The following is a 16,172-nucleotide window of genomic DNA, read 5'->3' as shown; positions in this document are numbered from 1 at the left end:
CGGCGGGGCGGGCGGGCGGTCGGCGGGGCGGGCGGTCCGCAGGGCGGTGCTGGTGTCCGCAAGCCGGTGGCGGCATCCGCAGGCCGGGGCAGTGTCCGGGGGCGGGCGTCCGGAGGGCTTGGGCCGGGCCGGCACCGGGGGTGGATCGCGTCCGAGCCGGGGTGTCCAGGGCCCGGGGCGGGTGGCGCACTCGGTGTCGATTGCCCCTGGGCGGTGCTCGGGTGGGGGTGAGGCGGAGGGGTCCGGGGGTTGTGCCGGCTTCCTCGTTGTTCCAACCGACGTTCGAAGGCGAAGATAACAGCGTTTCCTGAGTGTCGATTTCGATGATCACTCGATGGTGTGTCGAGGGTCAGGTCGGCGACGATCTCCATACTAGCGGGGAAGGTGGGTGTCGGTCGTGGAGAAGTTGGGTGTCGGGATCGGGTGGCGGCCGGAGATCGATTTGACGGTGGAGAGGTTGCCCGGGGTCGATTTCGTCGAGGTGGTGGCGGAGAACCTGCACGTCGGGCACTTGCCGGAGTCGCTGCTCCTCCTCCGTGAACGAGGCGTTCCAGTGCTGCCGCACGCCGTCTCGCTTTCCCTCGGCGGCGCCGAACCGGTGGACGCCCAGCGGGTCGCGCACCTTGGCGCACTGGCTGAAGCCCTCGACGCCCCACTGGTCAGCGATCACGTCTGCTTCGTCCGCGCGGGCGGCTTGGATTCCGGGCACCTCATGCCCCTCCCCCGCACCCGCGACGCGCTCGACGTCCTCGTCGCGAACGTCAAAGCCGCCCAGCAGGACCTGCCCGTCCCCCTCGCCCTGGAGAACGTGGCGGCCCTGCTCGACTGGCCGGACGGCGAGCTCACCGAGGGCCAGTTCCTCGCCGAACTGGTCGACCGCACCGACTGCCACCTGCTGGTCGACGTCGCCAACCTCTACGCCAACGCCCGCAACCTCGGCACCGACGTCGCCCGCTTCCTCGACGAGATCCCGCTGGAACGCCTCGCCTACGTCCACGTCGCCGGCGGCGAGGAGCACCAAGGCGTCTACCACGACACGCACGCCCACGCGGTCCGCCCGGAAGTGCTCGACGTCCTCGCCCAGCTCCGCTCCCGCGTCGACCCGCCCGGCGTCCTCCTGGAACGCGACGACGACTACCCGGCCGACGCCGAGCTCGCCGGCGAACTGGCCGCGATCCGGGCGGTGCTCGGGTGACCCAGCCCCAGCGCGAACGGCTGGCCGCCGCACAAGCCGAGTTGCTGCGGGCGCTGCTGGCGGACGGCGAGGTGCCCAAGGGTTTCGACCGGGAACGCGTGCGCATCGAGAAACGCGCGCTGCTCAACAAGCGCCGCGGGATCGTGGCGATGCTCCGACCCGAAGTGGCCGCAGAACTAGGCGAGCGGTTCCGGCCCCTGTTCGACGACTACGCCCGGGCCCACCCCAAAGAGGTCGGCACGCGCTTCCGCGAGGACGCCGCGCGGTTCGCCGAGTGGGCAGCGGCCAGGGGCGAGCTGCAGCCACCCAAGAAAAAGCGTTGGTGGCGGCGCGCAACCTGACCACCCCCGTGTTCCGTCCGAGAGGCATGTGGAGACGGACCTGGCCGTTGGGCGTGTTGTTGCTGGCCACGGCTTGCGGCACGGTCAACGCGGGCAACGGTGTCGAGTGCACGGCGATCGGCACGCGCGTCGGCGTGAGCGTGGACGTGGAGCACCCCGAGGTGGTTTCCGGGACGATCGAGGTTTGCTGGGACGGTTCCTGTGCAACCCCCGCGCTGGAGCTGTACCCGTCGAGCCGGGTCGCCGAGACGACCTGCACCGGCACCTCACCGGACGACTCGTGCAGCGCGCGCTCCGAGCCGACTGAAGGGAAGCACGGGTTCGCCGACCTGCCCGGCCTGCCCGCGAAACCGGTCGACGTGACCCTGCGGCTGCTGGACCAATCCGGTTCTTCCCTCGTGGACCGGAATATCGCGCTGACCCCCGAAATGGTCTACCCCAACGGTCCGGACTGCCCAGCGGGTGGGCCACAGGCAGGTATCTCAGTTGGTGCCGACGGCTCTATTACTGAACGGTAGGTAACCGCTTACTCGGCTGAATTGGTCAAGAACATGCCGACCAATCAGCGGCTGTCCGCCCTGTCCGCACCCTCTAGCGTCAGTGGAGTTCAAGGGCAACGTCGCTCTCGGTACATCCGCCGCCACCGCGGGTAGCAAGCCCTTCCGGCCGCGTTCCGCCACGCGCGGCAGCCCACCGGGAGGTCGAGAGAGTGAAGAGCAAACGTTGGCGTGGCCTGGCATGGGGGGCCGTGCTCGTCGCGGCCGGCGTCACGGCGAGCAGTCCGGGGGTGTCGGGCGCGCAGGACGTCCCGCCCGTGACCGGCGAGCACCACGAGGTCACCCTGATCACCGGCGACAAGGTCGTGCTCCTCGGGGACGAGGTGAGCGCCCTGGTCGCCGCACCCGGGCGGGAACGCACGGTGTTCCACAGCTACCGGCGTGACGGCCACCTGCACGTGGTGCCGCGTGACGCGGCGAAGGCCGTCTCGCAGGGCAAGCTGGACCCGCGGCTGTTCGACGTCACGGGTCTGATCGAAGCCGGCTACGACGACCGCGGCCGGGACACCGTGCCCCTGATCGTGACCGGTGAGCAGGAGCCGGCGACCGCCGGTCTGCGCGTCGGCCACCCGCTGCCCGCGGTCGGCTCGTACGCCGCGCAGGTGGTCAAGTCCGAGGCGTCGGACACCTGGCACACGCTCGTGTCGAGGGCGAGCGTGCGCAAGGTGTGGTTGGACGGGTTGCGCCAACCGAGCCTGGACCGCTCCACCGCGCAGGTCGGCGCGCCGACCGCGTGGCAGACCGGGCACACCGGCAAGGGCGTGAAGGTGGCCGTGCTGGACACCGGGATCGACCAGGACCACCCGGACCTGGCCGGTCACGAGGTGGCGGAGCGCAACTTCACCGACGACCCGGACAACACCGATGGCGTCGGCCACGGCACGCACGTCGCGGCGACCATCGCGAGTTCGGGTGCGAAGTTCAAGGGCGTGGCGCCGGACGCGGATCTGTTGGACGGCAAGGTGTGCGTGGCCGCGGGCTGCCAGGAGTCGGCGATCGTGGCGGGCATGCAGTGGGCCGCGGAGCAGGGCGCGGACATCGTGAACGTCAGCCTGGGCGGCGGTGACACGGCCGAGCTGGACCCGCTGGAGGAGGCGGTGAACACGCTGTCCGCGCGGACGGGTGTGCTGTTCGTGGTCGCGGCGGGCAACAACTCGCGCCCGGAGACGATCAGCTCGCCGGGCAGCGCGGACGCGGCGTTGACGGTGGGCGCGGTGGACCGGCAGGACGGCATCGCGCCGTTCTCCAGCCGGGGTCCGCGCGTGGGTGACGGCGCGGTCAAACCGGACATCACCGCGCCGGGCGTGGACATCGTGGCCGCGAGGTCGAGCAGCGGCACGGTCGGCACGCCGGCAGGCGACGGGTACGTGTCGATGTCGGGCACGTCGATGGCGACGCCGCACGTGGCGGGCGCGGCGGCGTTGGTCGCGCAGCAGCACCCGGACTGGTCGGGTGAGCAGATCAAGGCGGCGCTGGTGGCGTCGGCGAAGAACAACCCGGCGCTGACGGCGTTCGACCAGGGTTCGGGGCGGGTGGACGTGGCGAAGGTGGGCACGACCACGGTCACCGCGGAGCCGGCGAGCCTGGCGATGGGCTTGCAGAAGTGGCCGCACGGCGACGACACCCCGATCGCCAAGACGGTCACCTACCGCAACGGCGGTACCGCGCCGATGACGTTGTCGCTGGCCACCGAGGCGAAGGGGCCGGACGGTGGTGCCGCGCCGGCGGGGTTGATCGGGGTGTCGCCGACGAAGGTGACCGTCCCGGCGGGCGGTGAGGCGACGGCCACGGTCACCGCCGACACCCGGCTGGGCGCGGTGGACGGGTTGTTCGTGGGTTCGGTGGTGGCGACGGGTGGTCCGACGCCGCTGCGCACGGCGCTCAGCGTGAACCGGGAGGTGGAGAGCTACGACGTCCGGTTCGACTTCGTGGACGGCTCGGGGGCGCCGGCGGCCGACTACTACACGTCGATCATCGGGCTGAGCAACGGCACGTTCGCCTTCCCCTACGACGTCGACGGCTCGTTCACGCTGCGGTTGCCGAAGGGCGACTACTTCACCAGCTCGGACGTGCAGACGGACGACACGCGGTTGGCGCTGCTGCCCCGGCCGGGGCTGAGCGTCACCGCCGACACGACGGTGACGCTCGACGCCCGCGCGGCCAGGCCGTTGACGATCACCGCGCCGGACGCGGGCGCGGCGGAGGCGTTGGGTGACGTCACGATGGTGCGCACCCTCGGTGACCGGCAGGCCAGCGTGAGCACGGCGTTCCTCGGCGGGTTCGGTCCGAACGTGTCCATCGCGCACGTCGGCCCGGAGCTGGCGGCCGGTGACCTGACGGCGTTGGTGGGCGCGCAGTTCCGCGGCACGCCGGACGGTGCCAAGCCGGTGACGTACCGGTTCGCGTGGACTCAGCAGGGCAAGATGCCGGTCGGTTTCGTGCGGAACGTGGCCGCCGCGGACCTGGCCGAGGTGCGCACGAAGTTCGGGCCGGGACCGGCGGGTCGCGAGTTCGGGCTTGGCGGCAACCCGATCACCGCGGGCGGTGTGGGCGGCTGGGCGTGGCTGCCGGACGTGACGTCGCCGGGTGAGGCGGTCAACCGGGTCAACGCGGACCTGGCGTGGTCGTGGGGTTTCCTGCAGTTCGGCGCGGACGGCGCGGTGGAGGCGACGTTGACCTCGCCGGAGCGCACCTACCAGCGGGGCGGGACGCACGAGGAGCGGTTCAACGACCCGGTGTTCTCCCCCGCGCTGCCCGAGTCGCGGTCGCCGTACCTGGCGCGCAGCGGCGACGAGATCAGCTTCGCGGTGCCGTTGTTCACCGACCGCGCGGGCAACGGCGGCAACGCGGCGGTGTCGTCGGCCCGGACCACGTTGCTGCGCGACGGCGCGAAGGTCGGTGAGACGGCGTACGCGGCGAACGGGCTCTTCGAGGTGCCCGCGGGTGCGGCGGCCTACCGGGTGGAGACCGACGCGGTGCGGGCGAGCGGCACGTCGGAGTTCGCCACGAAGGTGAGCGCCGCGTGGACGTTCCGCTCGGACACGGCGACCGGTGACGCGTACGTGCCGCTGCCGTTGTCGGTGGTGCGGTTCACGCCCGGGCTGGACGCGAGCGGCGCGGCACCGAAGGGGCAGGCGCTGCGGGTGCCGCTGACCGTGCAGCAGCAGGAGGGCGCGGCGAACGGCCGGGTCGACCGGATCGACGTCGAGGTGTCGTTCGACGACGGCAGGACGTGGACGGCGGTGCCGGTGGCCGCGGGTGTCGCCACGATCACCAACCCCGCCGCGGCCGGGTACGGGTCGCTGAGGGTGAAGGCGACCGACAGCAACGGCAACGCCTTGGAGCACACCGTGATCCGGGCTTACAAGATCGCCTGATCACCGGCCGGGAGGGGCGTCCGCGACCGCGGGCGCCCTTTCGGCGAGCAACGCCCGTTGAGCCGCACGGCCGCCCGCACGCACCACGTTGGGCCGCTGAATCGGCCACCCGGACTGGCTAGCGTCGAGGTGTCGGGGGGCGACTTTTCGGTGCTACCGCATTGCGCGTGCGCCTCCCGCAGCGCGTTCCACAGCGCGCTCAACCAGATTCGGGAGGTATCTGCGTTGAATCCGAGATCACGAAGGCGCCGGGGCGCTTGGGGGGCCGCGTTGTTGGCGGTCGGGCTGGCCGCCGGCACCGTGACGGCGACCGCGTCACCGCTGTCGACCGACCAGGCACCAGGGGGCGTTGCCGGCGGCGAGCGGCACACCGTCACCCTGATCACCGGCGACCGGGTCGTCGTCGCCGGGCGCACCCTGCTCTCCGTCACGCCGGGTCCCGACCGCGACGGCGTCACGTTCCACCGGTTCCTGCGCGACGGCCGGTTGCACGTCGTGCCGCGCGACGCGGCCCGCCCGCTCGCCGACGGCAGGCTGGACCTGCGCCTGTTCGACGTCACCGGCCTGGTCGAGGCGGGCTACGACGACGCGCGCCGCGACACCGTGCCGCTGATCATCACCGGCGACCAGCCGCGCACGGGCAGTGTCCGGATCACCCGCGCGCTGCCCACCATCGACTCGGTGGCCGCGCAGACCGCGAAAGCCGAGACGGCGAGCACCTTCCAAGCCCTGGTGAACGACCCGGGCGTGCGGAAGGTCTGGCTGGACGGCCTGCGCCGACCGAGCCTCGACCGCTCCACCGCCCAGATCGGCGCACCCACCGCGTGGGAAGCCGGGTACACCGGCAAGGGCGTCAAGGTCGCCGTGCTGGACAGCGGCGTCGACCAGACGCACCCCGACCTGGTCGGGCGGGAGGTCATCGAGCGGAACTTCACCGACGACCCCGACACCAGTGACCTGGTCGGCCACGGCACGCACGTCGCCGCCACGGTCGCCAGCGCCGGTGGGCGGTACAAGGGTGTCGCGCCGGACGCGCAGATCCTCGACGGCAAGGTGTGCTCGCTCGGGTGCGCCGAGTCCTGGATCGTCGACGGCATGCGGTGGGCCGCCGAGCAGGGCGCCGACGTGATCAACATGAGCCTCGGCGGCACGGACACGCCGGACGTCGACCCGCTGGAGCAGGCGATCGAGACGCTGTCCGCCGAGACCGGCACGCTGTTCGTGGTCGCGGCGGGCAACTCCGGCGGGTCGGAGACGCTGAGCTCGCCGGCCAGCGCGGACGCGGCGCTCGCGGTCGGCGCGGTGAACCGGGACGACAGCATCGCGGGCTTCTCCAGCCGAGGCCCGCGCGTCGGCGACGGCGCACCGAGGCCGGACATCACCGCGCCCGGCGTGGACATCGTCGCGGCGAAGTCCAGCACCGGCCGCATCGGGACCCCGGTCGGCGACCGGCACGTCGCGGTGTCCGGGACGTCCATGGCCACCCCGCACGTCGCGGGCGCAGCCGCGCTGATCGCCCAGCAACACCCCGACTGGACGGGCGCGCAGCTCAAGGCCGCCCTCATGGCCTCCGCCAAGCACAACCCCGCACTCACCGCGTTCGACCAGGGCACCGGCCGCGTCGACCTGACCAAGGCCCTCACCACCGCGGTCACCGCCGACCCGCCGTCGCTCGCGCTCGGCGTGCAGGCGTGGCCGCACGACGACGACATCCCGACCACCAAGGAGTTCGCCCTCCGCAACACCGGCACGCAGCCGGTCACGCTGAACCTCGCGATCGACGCCAAGGGCCCAGGCGGCACGCCCGTGCCCGCCGGGGTGTTCACCGTCAGCCCCGGCACGGTCACCGTGCCCGCGGGCGGTGAGGCGAAGGCCACCGTCACCGCCGACACCCGGGCGGCGACCGTGGACGGCCCGTACAGCGGCACGGTCGTCGCGTCCGGCGGCGGCGTCGAGCTGCGCGTGCCAGTGGGCGTGAACCGCGAGGTCGAGAGCTACGACGTCACGTTCGACTTCGTGGACGCGCACGGCCGTCCCGCGGTCGACTACTTCGCGTTCGTCATCGGCCTGGACTCCGACAAGTTCGCCGTGGTGAGCGGCACGGACGGCAAGGCGACCGCCCGGCTGCCCGCCGGCGAGTACCTGGTCGTGGCCGAGGTGGTGACCGACCGCGCGGTCAGCGCCATCCTGCCGATGCCGAGCCTGCGCGTCGGCCGCGACACCACCGCGGTCGCCGTGGACGCCCGCAAGGCGAAACCGATCTCCGTCACGTTCCCCGACCCGAAGGCCGAGGCGCTGGTCGGCGACGTGCTGATCGAGCGCAAGAAGAACGGCGAGCTGGTGTCCGCCCTCGGCGTCGTGTTCGGTGGCGGCTTCGGCGACCGGATCGCGATCGGGCACCTCGGCCCCGAGGTGCCCGCCGCCGACCTGACCGTGCAGCTGGGCACGCAGGCCACCGGCACACCCGTCGGCACGACCCCGGTGACGTACCGGTTCTCGTGGGCCGAGCACGGGAAGGTGCCCACCGGGTTCGTCCGCGCGCCCGCCAAGCGCGACCTGGCCGAGGTGAGGTCGGAGTTCGGCCCCGGCCAGGCGGGCAAGCGGTACGGCTTCGCCGGCTTCCCGAGGGTGACCGGTGGCCTGGGCGGTATCGGCGTGGACGCCCCGGTGACCTCGCCGGGCACGTCGATCGACTACGCCACCACCACACCGGGGATCCAGTGGACGTGGTCGTTCGTGCAGCTCCAAGGCGACGAGCTCGAGGCCGAGGTCGCCGCGCTGGCGCGCACGCACCAGCCGGGGCGCACCTACCGGCAGCGGCTCCACAACCCGGTGTTCGGGCCGGTCCTGCCCACCGGCCTGCACCCGAACCTGGCCAGGAGCGGCGACGTGATCGAGTTCGCGGTGCCGCTGTTCGGCGACCGGGACGGCAACGCCGGCGTCTCGGCGACGTCTTCGGCGCGGACCAGGTTGCTGCGCGACGGGACGGTCGTCGGCGAGGTGCCGGAGGCGGGCAGCGGCCGGTTCACCGTGCCGCCGGGTGCGGCGGGCTTCCGCGTCGAAACGGAAGCCGTGCGGGCGCCGGGCGTCTCGGAGTTCACCACTGCGGTCAGCGGCGCGTGGACGTTCCGCTCGGACACCGCGCCGGGTGACCGGTTCACGCCGCTGCCGTTGACGGTGGCGCGGTTCACCCCGGCGCTGGACGCGAACGGCGGTGCGCCCGCGGGCCGGGTGCTGCGCGTGCCGCTGGTGATCGCGCAACAGCAGGGCGCGGCCAACGGCCGGGTGCGCGAGGTCGTGGTCGAGGTGTCGTTCGACGACGGCAGGACGTGGTCGAAGACGCCGGTGGTCGGGCGCACCGCGCTCGTCCGCAACCCCGACACCGCCGGGCACGCCTCGCTGCGCGTCAAGGGCTCCGACAGCCTCGGCAACACGTTCGAGCACACGGTGATCCGGGCCTACCGGGTCGGCTGAGCGGGACCCGCTCCACCGGGAGGGGCATTCGCGTCCAGCGGGTGCCCCTCCCGCGTTCGACTCGCGCTTTCCGCCGCGCACCATCAGGTTCGGAGGTATCCGTGTCGACCACCAGATCACGACGAGTCGCCTCGGCCGCGTTGGTCGCCGGGCTCGTCGCCACCACGGCCACGGGGGTGGCCGCCGCGACACCGGACCGGGCCGGCGCCACCGTCACCCGCATCACGGGCGACAAGGTCCTGCTCAACGGCCCCGCGACCGGTTCGTTCCAGGCCGGTCCCGGCCGGGAGCGGATCACGTTCCACACGTTCCGCCGGGACGGCCACCTGCACGTGGTGCCGGACGACGCGCTCACCGCGGTCGCCGAGGGCAGGTTCGACCCGCGCCTGTTCGACGTGACCGGGCTGGTCGAGTCCGGCTACGACGACGCGCGCCGCGACACCGTGCCGCTGATCATCACCGGCGACCTACCGCGCACGGGCGGCGTCCAGGTCACCCGAGCACTGCCCACCATCGGCGCGGTCGCCGCGCGAACCCCGAAATCCGAGGCCACCACGGCGTTCCAGGCCCTGGTGAACGACCCCGGCGTGCGGAAGGTCTGGCTGGACGGCCTGCGCCGACCGAGCCTCGACCGCTCCACCGCCCAGATCGGCGCACCCACCGCGTGGGAAGCCGGGTACACCGGCAAGGGCGTCAAGGTCGCGGTCCTCGACGGCGGCGTGGACGGCGCGCACCCCGACCTGGTGGGCAAGGAGGTCGCCGAGCGGAACTTCACCGACGACCCCGACGCCACCGACGTCGACGGCCACGGCACGCACGTCGCCGCGACCGTCGCGAGCGACGGGGCCACGTACAAGGGCGTCGCGCCGGACGCGCGGATCCTGGACGGCAAGGTGTGCGTCCTCTACGGCTGTGCCGAGTCCTGGATCCTCGACGGCATGCACTGGGCCGTCGACCAGGGCGCCGACGTGGTCAACCTGAGCCTGGGCGGCACGGACACGCCGGACGTCGACCCGCTGGAAGACGCCGTGAACACGCTGTCCGCGCGCAGCGGCACGCTGTTCGTGATCGCCGCGGGCAACTCGGGACGTCCGGGCACGGTCGGCTCGCCCGGCAGCGCGGACGCCGCGTTGACCGTGGGCGCGGTGGACCGGGACGACAGCATCGCGCACTTCTCCAGCCGCGGCCCGCGCGTCGGCGACAGCGCGGTCAAGCCGGACATCACCGCGCCGGGAGTGGACATCGTCGCCGCGAAGGCCGCCACCGGCACCATCGGCACCCCCGTGGGCGACCACCACGTGGCACTCTCCGGCACGTCCATGGCCACCCCGCACGTCGCGGGCGCCGCCGCGCTGATCGCCCAGCAGCACCCCGACTGGACGGGCGCGCAGCTCAAGGCCGCCCTCATGGCCTCCGCCAAGCACAACCCGACGCTGACGGCGTTCGACCAGGGCACCGGTCGCGTCGACCTGACCAAGGCCCTCACCGCCACGGTCACCGCCGACCCGGTCAGCCTGGCCATGGGCCGCCAGTCGTGGCCGCACGACGACGACGTCCCCGTCACCAAGGAGCTGACCTACCGCAACAACGGGACCGAACCGGTCACGTTCCCCGTGACGGTCGAGGCCACCGGACCGGACGGCGAGCCCGCGGCCGCCGGCATGGTCACCGCCAGCCCGACGACCGTGACCGTTCCGGCCGGTGGTGAGGCGAAGGTGAGCGTCACCGCCGACACCAGGGTCGGCACCGCGGACGGCGTGTTCTCCGGCGCCGTGGTCGCGGGCGACGTGCTGCGCACACCGGTGAGCGTCGACCGCGAGAGCGAGAGCTACGAGATCACCGCGACGTTCCTCGACGCCGAAGGCGGGGTGCCCACCCGCTACACGGGTGTCGTGATGGGCGTGGACAACGACACGTTCACGTTCCTGCGCGACAACGACAACACCGTGACCACCCGCCTGCCCAGGGGCGAGTACATGGTGTACGCCAACGTCCTCAGCGGTGACCCGGCGGACCGCCGCGTTGCCGTGCTGCCGCAGCCCTCGCTGTCGGTCGAGGCGAACGCCTCGCTCACGTTCGACGCCCGCACCGCCAAGCCCGTCAAGATCACCCCGCCCGACCCGGACGCGGTGTCGATCATCGGCGACATCAGCCTCGACCGCACGCACGCGGACGGTCAGGTCGGGTTCAGCGTGGCGTTCCCCGAAGGGCTCCCGGAGAACCTCGCGCTCGGCCAGGTCGGTCCGGCGCTGCCCGCCGACCAGCTCGAAGTCCTGGTCGCGAGCCAGTACGAGGGCACGCCGGTCGACGGCACGCCCGTCGCCTACCGGTTCGCGTGGGCCGAGCGGGGCCGGGTGCCCACCGGTTTCGTCCGCGCGCCCGCCCGGCGCGAGCTGGCCGAGGTGCGGAGCCGGTTCGGGCCCGGTCCCGCCACCGACCACTTCGCGCACGGCGGCAACCCCGTCGGACCCTCCGGCTCCGGCGGCTGGTCGGTGATGTTCCCGGTGCGGCCGGGCGGCGCGGCCGTCGACTACGTCACCACCGCCGACGTCACGTGGACCTGGCGGCTGACCCAGTCACGGGGCGAGTTCGACATCGTCGCCGGCTACACCGCGCCCGACCGCTCCTACCGCCCCGGCGGGCGCGGTGCCGAGCGGTTCCACTTCCCGGTGTTCGGACCGGGCCTGCCCGGGTCCCGGTTCGACTACCTCGGCCGGCTCGGCGACCAGCTCATCGTGCAGGTGCCGCTGCTCAACGACGCCGAGAACCACCTGGGCGGCTCCGCCTTCCAGAGCGCGCGAACCACGCTCCACCGCGACGGGACGAAGATCGGCGAGGTCGCCGAGCCGGGTGCGGCGTTCACCGTGCCCGCGGGTGCGGCGGGCTACCGGGCGGAGGTCGACTTCGTCCGGGCGCCGGGCATCTCGGACCTGACGACCCGCGTCACCGGCGCGTGGACGTTCCGCTCGGACACCACGCCCGACGACGCGATCCACCGGCTGCCGATCTCGGTGGTGCGGTTCACGCCCCGGCTCGACGCGGACGGCGGCACACCGGCGGGCCGCGTGCTGCGCATCCCGCTCACCGTCGACCAGCAGCCGGGAGCGGACAACGGGCGCGTCCGCCAGGTCGACGTCGACGTCTCGTTCGACGACGGCAAGACCTGGACGGAGGTCCCCGTCACCGGCGGTGCGGCGTTCGTGCGCAACGCCGGTTCGCCCGGCGGCTACGCGTCACTGCGTGCCAAGGGGTCCGACAGCAACGGCAACACGTTCGAGCACTCGGTGATCCGCGCGTACCGGCTCACCCGCTGACAGCCGGTGGGAGGGGCGTTCGAGTCCGAGCGCCCCTCCTCCTGACGTGGTTCTACGGCAGGTTCGTGACCAGCTCGGCGGCCGGCACGCGGGTGCCGGTGTAGAACGGGATCTCCTCGCGCACGTGGCGACGCGCCTCGGTGCCGCGCAGGTGCCGCATCAGGTCCACGATGCGGTGCAGCTCGTCGGCCTCGAACGCCAGCATCCACTCGTAGTCGCCCAGCGCGAACGACGCGACGGTGTTCGCCCGCACGTCCGGGTAGTCCCGCGCCTCCTTGCCGTGGTCGGCGAGCATGCGGCGGCGGTCCTCCTCCGGCAGCAGGTACCACTCGTAGGACCGCACGAACGGGTACACGCACACGTACTTGCGCGCTTCCTCACCCGCCAGGAACGCCGGGATGTGGCTGCGGTTGAACTCGGCGGGCCGGTGCAGCGCGACCTGGCTCCACACCGGGGTCGACGCGCGGCCCACGGCGGTGCGGCGGAACCCGGTGTAGGCCTGCTGGACCTGCTCGATCTCCTCGGCGTGCCACCAGATCATGTAGTCGGCATCCGCGCGCAGGCCCGCCACGTCGTACACGCCGCGCACCACGACGCCCTTGGCCTCCAGGCCGTCCAGGTACTCCTGCGCCTCGGCCGCGGCCGGACCGCGGTCGTCTGGCAGGCGACCGGGCTCCACCCGGAAGACCGACCACATGGTGTAGCGGATGGTGTCGTTGAGTTCGTTGTAGTTCAGGCGGGCCATGGCCCAATCCTCTCACTCAGTGGGCGCGGCCCAGCACGTGAGCGGCGACACGGGCCGCCGCGGCGTCGGCCGTCGCGATGCACGCGGGGATGCCGACGCCGTGCAGCGTGGCGCCCGCCACGGCCAGGCCGGGCACGGCGCAGACCGCGTCCTCGATGCCTCGCACGAGGTCCAGGTGGCCCACGCCGTACTGGGGCAGGCCGCCGCCCCAGCGGGTGACCAGGGTGTCGATCGGCTCGGCCGTGACGCCGGTCAGCTCGCGCAGGTCGTGGCGGACGGCGGCGACCAGCTCGTCGTCGTCGCGCTGCAGGAGGTGCGCCTCGCCGTGCCTGCCGACGCTGCCGCGCACCAGCACCGGCTCACCGGCCAGGTGCGCCCACTTGCGGCTGGAGAAGGTGAAGGCTTTCGCGGTGAACGGCACGCCGTCCGCGGCCCGCTCGCCCTCGGCCAGCAGCACGCCGGACCGCTCGGGCAGCTCGGTGCCCGGCGGGAGGGCCAGCGCCACCACCGCCATCGACGCCAGCTCGACCTCGGCGTACCGGCGGGACGCGGCGGGCACGACGTCGGCGAGGAGCTTGCGCGCGGCGGGCGCCGGCACGGCGAGCACCACGCCGTCCACGTCCAGGTGTTGCGGTGCGGCGGCCGAGCCGATCTCCAGCCGCCAGTCGTTGCCGTGGCGGACCAGGGCGCGCACCGGCAGGCCCAGCCTGATCTCGGCCGACTGCGCCAGCCGTGCCACCAACGTCGACAGGCCGTCGCGCAACGTGCCGAACACCGGCGGGCGGGTGACCCCCGGTCGGGGCGGCGCGAGCAGGGTGGTCGCGGCGGCGGTCAGCAGCGAGCCGGCACCGGCGTCCAGCGCGGCGGCCAGTTGCGGCATGGTCGCGCGCAACCCGAGCACGTCGGTGCGGCCCGCGTAGACACCGCCGAGCAGCGGCCCGACCAGGCGATCGCCCACCTCGGGGCCGAACCGCTCGCGCAGCAGCGCGCCCACGGACACGTCCGCGCCGTCCAGTCGGACCGGCGGCAGGTCGGGTTCGGCGGCGACCCGGCGCAGCCCTTCGCGCGACAACACCTCGCGCACGGCGTCCACCGACGCGGGGACGCCCATCAGGGTGTGCCCGGGGATGGGCCGGGTGTCACCGGCGGCGTGGATGCTCGCCGCCGCTTTCGTCGGGTGCACCACCTGGTCGGCCAGGCCGAGTTCGGCGATCAGCTCGGTGGCCTCGGGGCGGCGGTGCAGGAACGCCTCCGCGCCCACGTCGTACGAGCGGCCGGCGACCTCGACCGTGCGCAGCTTGCCGCCCGGCCGGTGCGACTGCTCGACCACGGTGATCTCGGCGCGCGGGCCGAGCAGCCCGCGCAGCCGGTGCGCGGCGGCGAGGCCGGAGATCCCGCCGCCGACCACCGCCACCCGCGGCGCTCTCATGCGGCCCGGTGCACCAGCTCGACGGCCCGGGTGATCACGTCCGGGTCGGTGTCCGGCAGCACGCCGTGGCCGAGGTTGAAGATGTGCCCGGCGGCGGCGCGGCCCTCGCGCTTGATCCGGTCGATCTCGCGTCCCAGCGCGGGCAGGCCCGCGAACAGCAGCGCCGGGTCGAGGTTGCCCTGGACCACCGGCTTGGGCAGGTGCGGGGCGGCGTCTTCGAGGCGCTTCACGGCCACGTCCAGCGGCGTGCGCCAGTCGACGCCCACCACGTCCGCGCCCGCTTCCCGCATCGCGGGCAGCAGCTCGCCCGTGCCGACGCCGAAGTGGATGCGCGGCACGCCGCTGACGCTCCGCAGGACCCTGGTCGAGTGCGGCAGCACGAACTCGCGGTAGTCGCGCTCGGACAGCGCGCCCGCCCACGAGTCGAACAGCTGGACCGCCTTCACGCCCGCGCGCACCTGCACCCGCAGGAACTCGGCGGTGATGCCGGCCAGCCGGTCCAGCAGCGCGTGCCACAGGTCCGGGTCGCCGTGCATGAGTGCCTTGGTGCGCTCGTGGTGCTTGCTCGGGCCACCCTCGACCAGGTAGGAGGCGAGGGTGAACGGCGCGCCGGCGAAGCCGATCAGCGGCACGTTCCCGAGCTCGGCGTTGAGCAGCCCGATCGCGTCGACCACCGGCCGGACCTGCTCCTCGTGCAGCTCGGGGATGGCCTTGACGTCGGACTCCGTCGCGATCGGCTTGGCCACCACCGGCCCGGTGCCCGGCACGATGTCCAGGTCGACGCCCGCGGCCTTGAGCGGCACGACGATGTCGGAGAACAGGATCGCGCCGTCCACGTCGTGGCGGCGCACCGGTTGCAAGGTGATCTCGCAGACCATCTCCGGGTCCATGCAGGCGTCCAGCATCGCGGTGCCTTCGCGCAGCTTGCGGTACTCCGGCAGGGAACGGCCCGCCTGGCGCATGAACCAGACCGGGGTGCGTGACGGCCTGCCGCCGCGCGCGGCGACGAGCAACGGGGCTTCGGTGATGTCGTTCATCTCGTCCGCCATCGTCCCATGGGTTGGGCGGACGGCATCTTCGGGCGTGCGGTGGCGGGCCCGGCGTGCCGCGCTCACGTTCCGAGGTTTAGGGGCCTACAGTCCGTGGTGTGACGGAGCCCGAACTGTTCCAGCGGGCGGTGGCGACTCTCCGGTCGGTGCGAACCCGACCCGAACTGGAGTTGACCGAGGTGCGCCCGCCCCAGCGGCTGGCGCCTTGGTCCTTCGCGTTGACCGCGGAGGTGACCGGGCCCGCCGACGAGCTGTCCACGGGACGGCTCGTGCTGCTGCACGACCCGGACGGGGTCGAGGCGTGGTCGGGCGTGTTCCGGCTGGTCGCCTACGTGCGGGTGGAACTGGACGCGGAACTGGCCGCCGACCCGCTGCTGCCCGAGGTGGGCTGGTCGTGGCTGGTGGAGGCGCTGGAGACGTCCGGCGCGGCCTTCCTCGCCCTGGGCGGCACCGTCACCCAGACGTCGTCCGCGAGGTTCGGCGACATCGCCGGCCCGGCCCGCACGGACGACCTGGAACTACGCGCCTCCTGGACCGCCCGTGACGCCGACCTGGCCACCCACGGCACCGCGTTCTTCGACGTCATGGCCACCGCCGTGGGCCTGCCCCCGGTGGGCGTCTCGACCTTGCGCTGACGCACCCCGCCGGCTGTCCCTACCGCCCGTTATCCATCACCGCGCGGGTTGTCCAC

10 protein-coding genes are annotated in these 16,172 nt (G+C 73.1%); 7 read left to right on the top strand and 3 right to left on the bottom strand.

Annotated features, from left to right (window positions below):
- Positions 1–397: 397 nt before the first annotated feature.
- From B0I31_RS30920 to B0I31_RS30895, 6 genes are all read left to right on the top strand, one after another.
- Positions 398–1,195, top strand: a complete 798-nt coding sequence (locus B0I31_RS30920) for an MbnB/TglH/ChrH family RiPP precursor modification enzyme (RefSeq protein WP_106619065.1) — start codon at positions 398–400, stop codon at positions 1,193–1,195.
- Positions 1,192–1,536 carry an SCO6045 C-terminal-like domain-containing protein gene (locus B0I31_RS30915; RefSeq protein ID WP_106618926.1) on the top strand — a complete coding sequence of 115 codons (345 nt, stop codon included), beginning with the start codon at positions 1,192–1,194 and terminating at the stop codon, positions 1,534–1,536. Before B0I31_RS30920 ends, B0I31_RS30915 begins: the two co-directional genes overlap by 4 nt.
- A 26-nt stretch (positions 1,537–1,562) precedes the next feature.
- Positions 1,563–2,054, top strand: a complete 492-nt coding sequence (locus tag B0I31_RS30910) for a hypothetical protein (protein WP_146174007.1) — start codon at positions 1,563–1,565, stop codon at positions 2,052–2,054.
- A gap of 191 nt (positions 2,055–2,245) precedes the next feature.
- Complete coding sequence (locus B0I31_RS30905; RefSeq protein ID WP_245950565.1) at positions 2,246–5,470, top strand: S8 family serine peptidase; 3,225 nt, start codon at positions 2,246–2,248, stop codon at positions 5,468–5,470.
- Positions 5,471–5,740: 270 nt separating this feature from the next.
- Positions 5,741–8,944, top strand: coding sequence for a S8 family serine peptidase (locus B0I31_RS30900; RefSeq protein ID WP_106618924.1), 3,204 nt, complete (start codon positions 5,741–5,743; stop codon positions 8,942–8,944).
- A 101-nt stretch (positions 8,945–9,045) separates the two neighbouring features.
- Positions 9,046–12,258 (top strand): S8 family serine peptidase, encoded by a 3,213-nt coding sequence (locus tag B0I31_RS30895; RefSeq protein WP_106618923.1) that lies wholly within the window; start codon positions 9,046–9,048, stop codon positions 12,256–12,258.
- Positions 12,259–12,310: 52 nt separating this feature from the next.
- On the opposite strand, the gene hemQ is transcribed toward B0I31_RS30895, so the two are convergent.
- From hemQ to hemE, 3 genes are read right to left on the bottom strand one after another with little or no spacing between them, the layout of a single operon-like run.
- Positions 12,311–13,003, bottom strand: coding sequence for a hydrogen peroxide-dependent heme synthase (gene hemQ, locus B0I31_RS30890; RefSeq protein WP_106618922.1), 693 nt, complete (start codon positions 13,001–13,003; stop codon positions 12,311–12,313).
- A 16-nt stretch (positions 13,004–13,019) separates the two neighbouring features.
- Entirely contained in the window at positions 13,020–14,432 is a 1,413-nt protein-coding gene (gene hemG / locus B0I31_RS30885; RefSeq protein ID WP_106618921.1) for a protoporphyrinogen oxidase, read from the bottom strand.
- Positions 14,429–15,481: a uroporphyrinogen decarboxylase gene (hemE, locus tag B0I31_RS30880; RefSeq protein WP_106618920.1), complete on the bottom strand. Its 1,053-nt coding sequence runs from the start codon at positions 15,479–15,481 to the stop codon at positions 14,429–14,431. Before hemE ends, hemG begins: the two co-directional genes overlap by 4 nt.
- 98 nt (positions 15,482–15,579) lie before the next feature.
- On the opposite strand from hemE, the gene B0I31_RS30875 reads away from it, so the two are divergent.
- Positions 15,580–16,116 (top strand): DUF3000 domain-containing protein, encoded by a 537-nt coding sequence (locus B0I31_RS30875; protein ID WP_106618919.1) that lies wholly within the window; start codon positions 15,580–15,582, stop codon positions 16,114–16,116.
- Positions 16,117–16,172 lie beyond the last annotated feature (56 nt).

The organism is Saccharothrix carnea (assembly GCF_003014735.1).
Taxonomy (GTDB): domain Bacteria; phylum Actinomycetota; class Actinomycetes; order Mycobacteriales; family Pseudonocardiaceae; genus Actinosynnema; species Actinosynnema carneum.
The sequence above is the reverse complement of the archived record's forward strand: the minus strand, read 5'-3'. Positions and strand labels throughout refer to the sequence as shown.